General features: G+C 48.1%; 9 protein-coding genes and 1 pseudogene. 3 read left to right on the forward strand and 7 right to left on the reverse strand.

The features are described from left to right. The 7 genes from hisB to BHV83_RS10410 all read right to left on the reverse strand — a co-directional run. On the reverse strand, positions 1-762 hold a 762-nt coding region (gene hisB, locus BHV83_RS10380; protein ID WP_286757487.1), incomplete at its 3' end, for a histidinol-phosphatase. Between the two features lie 11 nt (positions 763-773). After that, positions 774-1,805, reverse strand: coding sequence for a histidinol-phosphate transaminase (hisC, locus tag BHV83_RS10385; RefSeq protein ID WP_022322462.1), 1,032 nt, complete (start codon positions 1,803-1,805; stop codon positions 774-776). Continuing rightward, on the reverse strand, positions 1,802-3,091 hold the full coding sequence (hisD, locus tag BHV83_RS10390) for a histidinol dehydrogenase (RefSeq protein WP_286757488.1): 1,290 nt from the start codon (positions 3,089-3,091) through the stop codon (positions 1,802-1,804). The genes hisC and hisD overlap by 4 nt, the downstream gene beginning before the upstream one ends. Before the next feature lie 52 nt (positions 3,092-3,143). Further along, positions 3,144-3,995: an ATP phosphoribosyltransferase gene (gene hisG / locus BHV83_RS10395; protein WP_270518502.1), complete on the reverse strand. Its 852-nt coding sequence runs from the start codon at positions 3,993-3,995 to the stop codon at positions 3,144-3,146. A gap of 235 nt (positions 3,996-4,230) precedes the next feature. After that, complete coding sequence (locus BHV83_RS10400; protein WP_286757489.1) at positions 4,231-6,777, reverse strand: M1 family metallopeptidase; 2,547 nt, start codon at positions 6,775-6,777, stop codon at positions 4,231-4,233. Positions 6,778-6,793: 16 nt separating this feature from the next. After that, positions 6,794-7,249, reverse strand: coding sequence for a DUF4268 domain-containing protein (locus BHV83_RS10405; protein ID WP_005637895.1), 456 nt, complete (start codon positions 7,247-7,249; stop codon positions 6,794-6,796). Continuing rightward, on the reverse strand, positions 7,250-10,138 hold the full coding sequence (locus BHV83_RS10410) for a M16 family metallopeptidase (RefSeq protein WP_438269657.1): 2,889 nt from the start codon (positions 10,136-10,138) through the stop codon (positions 7,250-7,252). 112 nt (positions 10,139-10,250) lie between these two features. On the opposite strand from BHV83_RS10410, the gene BHV83_RS10415 reads away from it, so the two are divergent. From BHV83_RS10415 to BHV83_RS10425, 3 genes and pseudogenes are all read left to right on the forward strand, one after another. Beyond that, positions 10,251-11,420: a mechanosensitive ion channel family protein gene (locus BHV83_RS10415; protein ID WP_005637892.1), complete on the forward strand. Its 1,170-nt coding sequence runs from the start codon at positions 10,251-10,253 to the stop codon at positions 11,418-11,420. A gap of 239 nt (positions 11,421-11,659) precedes the next feature. Further along, a complete protein-coding gene (locus BHV83_RS10420; RefSeq protein ID WP_005643296.1) occupies positions 11,660-12,925 on the forward strand; it encodes a mechanosensitive ion channel family protein in 1,266 nt (421 codons plus the stop codon). Between the two features lie 77 nt (positions 12,926-13,002). After that, positions 13,003-13,553: pseudogene (locus tag BHV83_RS10425) on the forward strand (hypothetical protein); the annotation flags it as partial.

Genomic DNA, 13,553 nt, shown 5'->3' on the forward strand with positions numbered 1-13,553 from the left:
AGCCGTATCCTCTATCGTATGATGTTCGTCTACTTCCAGATCTCCTTTCACCCGTACCGTCAAATCGATACCCGAATGTTTTCCGATCTGGTCGAGCATATGGTCGAAGAAGCCGAGACCGGTGGAAATCTCCGTCCGTCCATGTCCGTCCAGATTCACTTCTACAAAAATATCCGTTTCCTTTGTCGTACGTCGGATAGTGCCCCGGCGTTCTCCGGCAAAAAGATATTCCGTGATCCGGTCCCAATCGTCTGTAATCAGGACGGGAGAAATAGCCGTATTCTCCGTGAGCAACTGTCGCGCCTCGACGTCATCCGGACGAAGCCATATCCCTTTTGCCCCTAAATTGGCTGCCAGCTGCATATCCGTCAGCCGATCACCTATCACATAACTGTTTGCCAGGTCATATTCGCCGGACAGATAGCGGCCTAACATACCTGTACGGGGTTTCCGGTTCGGAGAGTTTTCTTCCGGAAAAGAACGGTCGATCAGGATATCGTCGAAACGGATCCCCTCGCCTTCCAAGGTCTTCAACATCTTGTCGTGTGCCGGCCAGAAAGTGTCTTCCGGAAAGGAATCCGTACCCAAACCGTCCTGGTTCGTCACCATCACAAACTCGAAATCCAACTGTTTACGGATAAAGTACAGGTTACGGAACACCTTCGGATAAAACACTAACTTCTCCAGGCTGTCCAACTGATAGTCCACCGGCGGCTCTATCACAAGCGTTCCGTCCCGGTCTATAAATAAGGCTCTTTTCATTTCATAAATCTTTACATTTTTTTAAGCGCTTCGAGCAAAGCATCGTTTTCATCCGACTTACCGACCGTGATGCGAAGGCAGCCGTTACACATGGTCACATTTGTCCGGTTACGGACGATAATACCCTGTCTGACCAGATTTTTATAGATCGTATCGGCATTCGTCACTTCGACCAGGATAAAATTTGCATCCGTAGGATAAATCTTGCGCACGCAGTTCAACTCCGGCAATGCAGCCTGCAGACGAATCCGCTCGGAAAGGATCGAACGAAGCTGTTTTTCCATCTGTTCCTTGTTTTCAAGCATATACAAGGCACGTTCCTGAGTCAGCAGATTTACATTGTACGGATATTTGATCTTATTGAGGATCGCAATGATTTCGGGAGAAGCAAAAGCCATTCCCAACCGGATTCCGGCAGCCCCCCACGCTTTGGACATGGTTTGCAGGACGATCAGATTCGGGAATTTATCCAACTCGCCTAAGAAAGAAGGCTCGATGGAGAAATCGACATAAGCCTCGTCAATCACAACGATCCCTTGGAATGTATTCAATACTTTGTAAAGGCGGTCACGGCTCAGATTATTTCCCGTCGGGTTGTTGGGAGAACACAGGAATATCACCTTCACCCAGTCGTTTGCCGCTTCCAGAAGGCTGTCGGTATCCAGGTCGAACTTTTCGTCCAGCTTGATCTTCCGGAACTCTACGTTATTGACATTGGCCGCGACTTCATACATGCCGTAGGAAGGTGCGATGCTTACGATGCTGTCGATAGACGGTTCGCAAAACGCACGGATAATCAGATCGATCGGTTCGTCACTTCCGTTCCCCAGAAAGATAGACTCGCGTTTCACCCCTTTGATCTCCGCAATCTTCTTCTTCAGTTCCCATTGCAAAGGATCGGGATAGCGGTTGTACGGTCTGTTAAACGGGTTTTCGTTTGCATCCAGGAAAACGGAGGCATTACCTTGAAACTCATCTCTGGCAGACGAGTAGGGTTTCATGTTCCAGACATTGGGTCTGACTAAATCTTTTAAGTCTTTCATAATGTGTTCAATCTGATTGTTACTGCATTCTTGTGCGCATCCAGCTGCTCGTTGGCCGCCATTGTCCGGATCGTCCCGCCCAACAGCCGGATGCCGTCGGCCGTGATCTCCTGGAACGTGATCTTCTTGATGAAGCTGTCCAGGTTCACGCCACTGTAGGCTTTTGCATATCCGTTGGTCGGCAACGTATGGTTCGTACCGGAAGCGTAGTCGCCAGCGCTTTCCGGCGTATAGGGTCCCATGAAGACACTGCCTGCATTTTCGACCTGCCCGGCAATATCTGCATAATCGGTCGTCTGGATAATCAGATGCTCCGGAGCGTACAGGTTGGTGAAGTCGATCACTTCCTGTTTATCCTTCAGCACGATAAGACGGCTGTGGCTCAACGATTTTTCCGTGATCTCCTTACGGGGCAGCCGGTCCAGCTGTTCCCGGATCGCTTGCATGACCGGTTCGACGATGCTTTCGGATGCCGTCACCAGCATGGCCTGGCTGTCCACTCCATGTTCCGCCTGGGAAAGGAAATCTGCGGCGATAAAGGCGGGATTGGCCGATTCGTCTGCAATCACTTCCACTTCGGAAGGACCGGCAGGCATGTCGATGGCCACCTCTTTCAGGCTGACCAACTGTTTGGCCGCCGTCACATACTGGTTACCGGGACCGAATATCTTATAGACCTTCGGAACCGATTCCGTTCCGTAGGCCATCGCCGCTATGGCCTGGATACCTCCTGCCTTGAATATCTTGCTGACGCCTGCCGTTTCCGCGGCAAACAGGATGGCGGGGTGTACCTTTCCATCCTTGCCCGGAGGCGTACAAAGCACGATTTCCTTACAGCCGGCAATACGTGCCGGGACAGCCAACATCAGGACGGTAGAGAAAAGAGGAGCCGTTCCGCCGGGAATGTATAAACCGACTTTTTCTATCGCTACCGCTTTCTGCCAGCAGGTGACACCGGGTGTCGTCTCCACCTTCTTTCCCATAAAACGCTGTGAGGCGTGAAATATCTCTATATTATTCTTTGCTTGACGGATAGCTTGCTTCAGCTCTTCAGGTACGAGCTCCTTCGCTTCCGCTAATTCCTGTTCTGAAACCTGCAACCTTTTGAAGGTAGCGGGATCTATCTTGTCGAACTTCTCCTCATACCGGATAACGGCGGCATCTCCTCCCTTCCGGACTTCATTCAGCACCGTGCGGACCGTATCGAACAGTGTCGTGACATCCAGCGCCGGACGCTGGGCCAATGAGGCCCATTCTTCTCTTGACGGATATTTGATTACTTCCACTTTATAAATTAAAAATTAAGAATTAAAAGATTAAGAGGTAATACTTCTTAATTTACAAAATCATTTTCTCGATCGGCAGCACCAATATGCCTTCTGCTCCCAATGATTTCAGTTTACCGATGATTTCCCAGAAATGTTTCTCCGCTATGACGGATTGGACAGACACCCAGTTCCCGTCGGCAAGCGGCGTGATGGTCGGGCTCTTCATGCCCGGCAGCACTTCTATGATCTCGTCCATCTTGTCTTTCGGAGCGTTCAACAATACATATTTCTTGCCTTCCGCTACCTGGATCGCTTCAAAACGGAACAACAGTTCGTCCAGGATAGCCTGTTTCTCTTCCGACAGGTTATTGTTAGCAATCAACAAGGCTTCGCTTTGCATGATGACTTCCACTTCTTTGAGCTGATTGCTCACCAGCGTGCTGCCGGAGCTGACGATATCGAAAATCGCATCCGCGAGGCCGATGCCCGGCGCAATTTCCACAGACCCGCTAATTACGTGAAGGTCTGCTTTCACTCCCTTTTCAGCCAGATAAGTCTTCAGTATTTCCGGATAGGAAGTTGCGATCGTTTTTCCGGCGAACCATTCCACCCCCTGATAATCTTCATCTTTCGGAATGGCGAGTGAAAGACGGCATTTGCTGAATCCTAAACGTTTGATCAGCTTGGCCTCCTGCCCTTTTTCTACATATTCGTTTTCGCCAACGATACCTATGTCGGCAACTCCATTGGCTACAGATTGTGGAATATCGTCATCGCGCAAGAATAAGACTTCTACCGGAAAACCTTTTGCCGACAACAGCAAAATACGTTTTCCCCTGTTTAGTTTAATACCGGCTTCTTCTAAGAGAAGCATTGTTTCATCGTAAAGACGACCTTTTGATTGTACTGCGATTCGTAACATGTTTATTTTGTTTGTATATATTTTTCCAAAAACAAAATAAGGCCCACCGTAAACGGCAAGCCTTATTCATTTATATCATATGTTCCTACATACCACACAGCCCACCGAACTATTGCCCGTTGTTTTTACGTTGCAAAGTTACAATAATAATTGAATTAGCAAATAAAACTTACAAAAGATTAGCCAATCGGGGTGATTTTTTATTATGAGGCCAATTTTAACCCGATAATTCCGGTTATCTGTACAAATGATCCGCCTGCTGACGGATTTTATTTGAGAGCAGGACCGGATAGTCCGGGTGGGCGGCAAAGAAATCGTCCACCTCCTTCCGGGCTGCCGAAGAAGTATGTCCGCTCAGTAAAGCCCGTACCCAATCACGCGGAAAAAAGATATCCCCCGTACGCTGTATTTCCTGCAAGGCTTCCAGTGCCGGACGGATATAACCGACCGCTTCTTTCTGGCGCAACTGGCAGTTCAGGTTCGACAAGGCGGCCGAAGCCCACGGCTCGACGCGACGGTTCTCGGCTACGAGCAGAGAAGCAAACACACTGTCGCGCACTTCCTGCCGGGGAGAAACGGAGGGTGAGATGAATGCATATTGCCGTTTGCGGTCCGGGTTGGTGATCCGTGCTTGCTGGGTTGCTACAATTTCATCGGCTTTGTCAGGCATTTGGATAGCCAGATCGTACGACAAGCTGATATAATCATTTTCGCTCAACGAACAGCCGGCAGGCGCTTTTTGGTCTTTCCAGAGCGCGTATAGTTTTCCGACCGCTTCCGGCGAGCGGGCAATGGAACGATATTGGCGGAACGCCTGCAAACGTTGTTGGGATTGTTCCGCCATTGTCACGATTCGCCAGAGCAGCAGTTCCAGTTTCTCCGGATCAGCGAGATAGAAACGTTGGCAATTACCGATATATCCGAGGGCGGCCGAGAACAACAGAGAATTGTTTTCCGTAGGCAAATAATCCAACATTGCTTCCATATAAAGCTCTGCAGGGATAGTCCGGTTCAATAAATTCTCGTACAACGTAATCAACAAAGAACCTCTCAACACCTCGTCCTTACAAGCGGGAAGGTTGCCCAAACAAGCCTTCGCATCTTTCTCAAGCAGGCGGAAGAAACCATATCCTTTGCCATCGGCATTGGGCATGACGAAACAGCCTTCGCTCGCCTGCCTTTTCAGTTCCTTGAGGCATGACGCCTGCTCTTTTCCAAATGAAACTTGCACGTCCTCCGTCCCTCCGTCAGGATAGACAACCAGAAAAGACAAGTCTTGTTCCCACAACAGCCCGCGTCCTAACGGATCTTTCTGCGAGACCTGCAACGATTTGCCATCTTCGGATATCACTCCACATATCTCCGGCATGCCCTTTTCATTCACCCAAACCCGGCTCCAGGCCGCCAGATCGTCGTTCGTATATTTGTCCAGGATACCGATCAAGCCTTCCCAAGTTGCATTTCCGTATGCATACGTCTTCAGATATTCCCGGATTCCTTTTTGGAAAGACTCCTTCCCCATTTTCTTAATCAGCATTTCCAGGATAACCGGAGACTTGTCATAGATGATATTACCGTACATCAATCCGGCATCTCGCATGTTCTCCAGTTGCTGCTTCACCGGATTGGCACCGGCGGTACGATCTTCGGAATAGGCCGCGGGGATATAGTCAAGCATGAAATTCAAAGAATGGTTCACCTCCGGAAACAGAGGCTCGATTATCTGGGAGGCGTAATAATTGGCAAAGACCTCTTTTGTCCAGACATCATTGAACCATTCCATCGTCACGAAGTCCCCGAACCACATATGCGAAGTCTCGTGCGCAATCAAGGAACTGCGTGCCAGACGCTCGTTCAATGTCGGGTTCTCGTTCAGGAACATCCGCCCGTCCGTATATAAGGTCGCTCCCGTATGTTCCATCCCGCCGAACTGGAATCCCGGCAAAATGATCAGGTCGTATTTGGCGAAGGGGTATGGTATCTGTGTATATTCCTCCTGCCATTCGAGTGCATCGAACACTTCGGATGCGATATCGGAGCACTGTGCTACTTTCTTCGGGTCGGTCTCACGATGGTAGATCGAAATGTTCCGTCCGTCGCGCGAATACGTTTCTCGTGTCAGCTTACCGGCAACAAAAGAGAAAAGATAGGTGCTGAGCGGTTCCGTTTCCCGGAAAGAAATCCGCTTGCGCCTGGCGACGGATGTCGAATCCACCTGCTCGACCACCCCGTTGGCGAGCGCCTGCCAGGAAGACGGAACCTCCAACGACAGGGTGAAAAGCGATTTCATGTCCGGTTGGTCGAAACAAGGGAAGAGCGTACGCGCCCGGTCAGGGACCAGCAACGTATAGAGGAATTCGTCCCGGCGGTTAAGCGACTGATCGTTTGCCGTAAATTCGATAGTCACGCGGTTCTCTCCGTCTGCCGCCTCTCTTGTATCGATCACGATATGCTCGTCTTTAACCGTATAAGGGACTTTCCTGCCATTCAACAAAACTGAGGCTACCTGTTCCGATTCCCCTCGGAAGTCTATGATAACCGGCAGTCTTTCGTGGATAGCAAGCGTTATATCCGCTTTGCCTGTGACGGCTTCTTCGCGGGATTCCGGGATGGAAAAAAAGAGGTTGTAACGTACCTCCTTGAAATGTTCTTTCCTGAACTGAGCCAATTCCCGGCTGACTCCCGGTTTCAACAGCACAGCGTCGGGTGTAGGACTACCGCAAGCCGTCAATAAACTGATAGCTGCCACTCCTATAAATTGTTTTATATTTCCAGTGTTCATTATGATTTAAATCTTTTCATTCCCTCAAATACTCTGCTATGGACATGAAGTTTCGTTCCAACAGATACATTTGACTAGCCATAAAAGAGAAAAACTCTCCCCAATCCTGACGGCGGTGGAAGTCAATCCCGGATTTGGCTGTATAAATACGGGCCACCTGCTTTCCGGTATCGCGCACGAAACAAATGTCCCAGGTCAACCCCTCCGGAAAATCCATTTCCAGCGTATCCTTATACCACGTCAGGCGTTCGAACATCTCCAGCCGGGCCTCTTCGCTCCTATGGTTCACTTCGAGGATGACAAACGCACCCTCTCTTGTCGCATCGAATTTGAGTTCGACCCCTTTCACTTTCGTATCATATAAAACCCACGTTTTCTTGCGTCCTCTCAGATACGGCTGTACTTCACAAAATGCGGCGAAACTTTCCCAAAATTCAAGTTTCAGGTTCTTGAGTTCGTCTTTACTATACATTTATTTATATATGTCTTTCTTTTTCACTTTTATTATCGTACCGTATTCGGCCAGCTTCTTCATATCGATATGTTTCCGATTCCCAGCAATCACGTAAACGACCGGGCGGCCACTGATCTGCTCCCGGTAGAAACGGGAAATATCCTGCATGTCCATCGTTGCGATATCCCGCAGGAATTCTTCAGCCGGATCACGGTCGAAACCTTCCATACGCGCACTCGCCACTTTCTCGGACAGGTTGCGGAAAGGCGGATAATCGTTATTGATACGGTTCACCAACGTCTGCTTGACCGCCTCCATCCTTTCCGGCTTCAACGGCATTTCCCGGATCAGCGAATCCAGTACGCCCAGCGCATCCAGCGTCTTGTCGCTTTGAGTGGACAGCATCGCCGTAAAAGATCCGGCAGTCCCTTTATGTGCATGGTTCGGCAACTGGTAACGACCGCTTGTCCGGTATGCAAAAGAACGGAATTCCCTTATTTCTTGAAACATCAGCGATGACATATCGCCTCCGAAGTAGACAGAGAACAGCCGGGAGGCATGGCGGGAAGCCTTGTCATCGACCGGATCGCCCTTGACATAGCCGTAAACGATGCTCTGCGCCATATCCGGCATATCGATAAAAAAGACGGTCGGCCGGTCGTATTGTTTCAACTCACGGTAATAGGGAGAATTGGAGGCAACGGTCGTCCGCTCCAGTGGGAGATGCTGGCGAATCGTCCCGATCACCTTTTCTACAGGCAATGTGCCGCAGTAGTGAAGGTCGCACTGTACGCTCCGTACTTTATCGTAGATCGCCAACATATCTTTACCCTTCAATTTCTTGATTTGCGAGAGTGAAAGTTTACGCAGGTAACGGGACTGATCACCGTACTTTACCTGTTCTAACAAAGCTGATGCCACATTGTCGCCCGACTTGAAAAAGGCTTTCTCCGAGACTTTGGCATCGTCCACAATCTGACGTAGCTTCTTGTCGTCAGCCTTTGCATGGCGGATAAAGTCACCCACAAGTTCCATCGTTTCGTCAATATGGTTATCGAAACCAGTCACCTTCATGACAAAAGCATCGGGTGTTACATCGAATGCAAGCGTGCTTCCGATCGATTGCAAACGGCTGCGGAACTGTTCGAAAGATAAAGACTCGGTCCCTAATAATTGCAGATAGTTGGTGAGCTGCATCAATTCCGGCTGTTCCAAGGCACCGATCCCGTAGGAGATGTTCAAAGTAAAAATATCGTTCAGCGGATTAGGTGTCGTGTACAACGTCACCAAAGGAGTCAACTTTGACGTCTTCACATCCTTTTCGAAATCGATGATACGAGGTGCGACTTGTTGTTCCGGTATCTTCTCCAACTGTTTGGCATAAGAAGACGAAGCGTCTGCATTCCGGGGAACAACCGGAGAGAAAGCTGGTTTCGGCAAATTGTCTTTTGGATATTTCCCTGTGCTCTTGGTTACGCACAAATAGTTATTGCTGAAATATTTTTGGGCGACCCGCACGACATCCTCTTTCGTGATGGATTCGATCCGTGCCACTTCGTTCAGATAATCGTTCCAACTCTTTCCTTGAGAAAACAGATTCATCATGATTGTCGCACGTGAGTCGATATTTTCCAATGAGGAAGCATACTGCCGTTTCTGTTCCAGTTTCAAGCTGTTGAACATTTCATCACTGAAATCTCCGTTCTTCACTCGGTTGATCTCGTCCCAGACCATCTTCTCTGCCGAACTGTACGACTGGATCAACAATTTCGGCATAATAGCGACCGCCAAGATTCCCGCTTCATTCATGCTCTCGTTGATGGCAAGAGCTCCCATCAACTTATGTTCCACCATCAGTTTGTCCAGATAGCCCGTACCGTTGGCGTTATTCAACAAGTTGACCGCAATATTCAAGGCTACCTGGTCCTCGTGGTTGGCCGAAACACCCCGGAAACCAAGCCCCATCGCCTTAATAAAGGGGATCGGGAACTTTACCTTCATTGTCTCCCGTCCGTTGAAGGGCGGGAGCATCACTTTCTCCTGTTTCGGCGCATTGCCCGAACGGATTCGTGAAAAGGCCTTTTCCAATATAGGCATAACCTGCTGTGCATCGAAATCACCACTAAGGATTAGCGCCATATTGGATGCCACGTAATAGTCCTCGAAGAACTTGTGCATTTCCGTCAGCCGCGGGTTCTTGAGGTTTTTCGTGCTGCCGATAATTGGGTAAGCATACGGGTGTGGACCGAAATAGCGTGCCATCAATGTGTCCATCACCTGGCCACCGATGAAATCACCATACATGTTCTTCTCCTCATAAACCGTTTCCAGTTCGCTTTGGAAAAGACGGAATACGGGGTTAATCAGGCGTTCGCTGTTGATCTCCGCCCATTGAACCATATATTGCGGAGAAAACGTATTGAAATAGATTGTAGCATCGTATGAGGTCGCCGCATTCAGACCGGAACCGCCGAACCGGTTGATGAGCCGGTTGAACTCATTAGGAATGACATATTCGGAAGAGCGGATGCTCAGTTCGTTGATTTCCTTTTGCAGACGAGCACGTGCCGCGGTATCCTCCGTCATGGCCAGTTCGTCATATTTCATGGCAATGGAATCCAGCAAGACTTTCTCCGACTCGTAATCAAGCGTTCCGATGCGGTCTGTTCCCTTAAACATCATATGCTCGAAATAGTGAGCGATACCTGTATCCGGACAATCTTTTGCTCCTGCTTTCACGACAACGGCGCCGAAAACTTTCGGTTGACTATGATCTTCGTTCAGCCAAACAGTCAGTCCGTTTTCCAGTCTATATTCTTTTACTTTGAGAGCGTTCAAGTCCTCTGCTTGCGATTGATAAGAACAACATGCGAATACCATCATCACTACTTTTAATTTCACGGTCATGCCACAGAATTGTAATATTACAGGCAAAGATAATGAATTAATCAGATATTTACGATTCGTGCGATAAACCAAACGAATATTTAATTGTTATTCAATAAAAAGCAAATACGATATGATAAATCTAGGCAGTTGGATGAACGGCATCCTGATCGGTTGGGGCGTAGACCCTAAAATTGCAAATACTTTCGACGAAATGATCATTGCTGCATTGCTAGTCATACTGGCGATCGGGTTGGATTACCTATGCCAAGCGATCTTTGTCGGCAGCATGAAAAAGCTAGCGCAACATACACATTATCAATGGGATTCGTTGCTTCTCAAACGTAAAGTTGTCCACCACTTGGTCCACACAATACCGGGTATCTTGGTCTATGCCTTGTTGCCTCTGGCGTTTATACGGGGGAAAGGTTTGTTGCTTTTGTCTCAGAAAATATGTGCTGTGTATATCGTGTTCGCTTTGTTATTGGCGATAAATGGTTTTATTTTAGTGTTCCTCGATATGTATAACATGCGGCAGGTGAACAAGAACCGTCCGATTAAAGGATTCATGCAGGTGCTTCAGGTCTTACTGTTCTTTATCGGCGGGATCGTCATTATAGCCATCTTGATCGGGAAATCGCCAGCCAGCCTGTTTGCAGGATTGGGTGCTTCGGCAGCAATCCTGATGTTGGTATTCAAGGATACGATTTTAGGATTCGTGGCGGGCATACAGCTTTCCGCCAACGATATGCTTCGGCCGGGCGACTGGATCACGGTTCCTGGTTCAAACGCGAACGGTATCGTACAGGAAATTACACTGAACACAGTCAAGATTCAGAATTTCGATAATACCATTTCCACCATCCCACCTTATACGTTGGTAAGCGCTTCGTTCCAGAACTGGCGGGGCATGGTCGAATCGGGAGGCCGCCGTGTGATGAAGTCCATTTTTCTCGACCTCAATACCATCAAGTTCTGTACTCCGGACATGCTCAACACGTTCCGCAAGGAGATCCCTTTGCTTGCCGACTACAAGCCGGACGAAGGCGTGACACCTACCAATTCGCAGATGTTCCGTGTCTATGTGGAGAAATACCTGACAAGCCTTCCGGTCGTCAACACCGATCTCGATTTAATCATCAGCCAGTTGCAATCGACTGAATATGGCGTACCTATCCAGATCTATTTCTTCTCCCGCAATAAAATATGGAAGGAATACGAACGTATCCAGTCGGACATCTTCGACCATTTCTTCGCAATGATTCCCAAGTTCGAATTAAAGGTTTACCAATATTCGGAATAAGGATAATGAAAAAACAGACTTTATTGCCAAATTTGTGAAAATACCCATTGGTCCAAACCGAAACACATGAGCATGAAAATTGATTTTCCCACAGGGGTAATATTTTTATTTGGTAATCGGCTGTATCTCAAAAAATGACCTTTTTATCGCTTTTTATGGGGAATATTGTATTTTTATTAGTTAGTTTTGTATACAAATTCAAGGTTATCACAAGTATACTTAACTAATCATTTAAAGATATGCACGCAATACAAGAATGGATTAACAATCATTTGATAGAATGGGGGATTATCAGCAGTTCGGCAAATGAACTGGACAATACGATCGTCCTGCTGCTGATCATTGCCGTAACGGTCGGCATCGACTATGCTTGCCGCTATATTTTTCTGAATATGTTCAAACGGCTTGCGAAGAGAACCCGCAACCAATGGGACGACTTGATCGTTGAGCGCAAGATTATCAACAAGCTGATGCACATGATCCCTGCCATCCTGGTGTATGTGCTGTTGCCACTGGCTTTCCCGGTTGATGAGACGCCCAAGATATTGGGAATCCTGCAAATGATATGCAAGATCTACATCATTGCCGTTTCACTTCGTTTCATCAGTGCCTCCCTGAACGTCGTGCATGAAATATATAACCGGAAGGAATCACTCAAGAACAAGCCGCTGAAAGGTTTCATCCAACTATTGCAGGTAGCCGTTTTTTTTATTGGTTTTATACTGATCATCAGCATTCTGATCGGCAAATCACCAACGACGCTGTTCGCCGGACTGGGCGCTTCCGCCGCTATCCTGATGCTGGTGTTTAAGGATACGCTCTTAGGATTCGTAGCCGGCATACAGCTTTCCGCCAACGATATGCTGCGTCCGGGCGACTGGATCACGATGGAGAAATATGGGGCGAACGGGACGGTTATCGAAGTCACGCTGAACGCAGTCAAAGTCAAGAACTTCGACAATACGATCACGACGATTCCCCCTTATGCCTTAGTGAGCGATGCTTTCCAGAACTGGCGTGGGATGTCAGAATCTCCCGGACGGCGGATCAAGCGCTCCATCAATATCGATATGAACAGCGTGAGTTTCTGTACGCCTGAGATGTTGGCAAAATTCCGCAAAATTTCCTTGCTGACAGACTATATCGACGAGAAAGAAAAAGAACTGAACGCCTATAACGAGGCGCACCGGATCGATGATTCCATCCGCGTAAACGGCCGTCGGCAAACGAATATAGGTGTGTTTCGCGCCTACCTGGTCAATTATCTGAAAAGCCTCCCGGAGGTCAGTAAGGAACTGACTTGCATGGTCCGCCAGTTGCAACCGACAGAAACCGGTATTCCGATCGAACTTTATTTCTTCTCCTCCGTGAAAGACTGGGTTCCTTACGAAGGCATTCAATCCGACGTATTCGACCATGTGCTGGCCGTAATCCCGGAATTCGGACTCAGCGTCTTCCAGAATGTCTCTGGCAGTGATTTGAGGGGCCTGAAAATAGTGAGATAACAAAAAAGTGTTGCTTGCCATAGGGTAACGCTTTTTTTGTTCGTCTATAGGGCATCAGTAAAAAATAATAGTCACACATGAAAAACACAATTCTTACTTTTTGCTGTATCCTGTTACAGCAATCGCTCTTTGCCGAAAACAAAGATTGGCTGATCGACGGAAGCCCGTATAAGACGGAGGTCAATCTTTCATCGGATAAGAAACAAATTGAATTGACAAACGGTCTTCTTCGTCGTTCCTTTTCACTAACGCCCAACGGTGCGACAATCGCACTGGATAATCTGATGACGGGACAAAACGAATTGCGTGCCGTGCGACCGGAAGCCGTGCTTGTCATCAATGGAAAAGAGTATCCAGTCGGAGGTTTGGAAGGGCAGCCTGTCCATAATTTCCTGACAAAAGATTTCCTGTCCGGCATGCAGCTGTGCGATTCGGCATTTGTCTTGGCTGGTTATACGGTTAGCGAAACAAAAGAACGCTTTCCTTGGAAACCGAACGAGGCCTGGATTAGCAATCGATATCCGTGGCCTGCGCCTGGCAAACGCATCACCTTCACTTATAGGGCTCCCCGAAAAATTGTAGACGAATGCAAAGGGTTAACCATCCGTATCGTTTATGAACTATATGA

Source organism: Parabacteroides sp. merdae-related_45_40 (genome assembly GCF_001915675.1).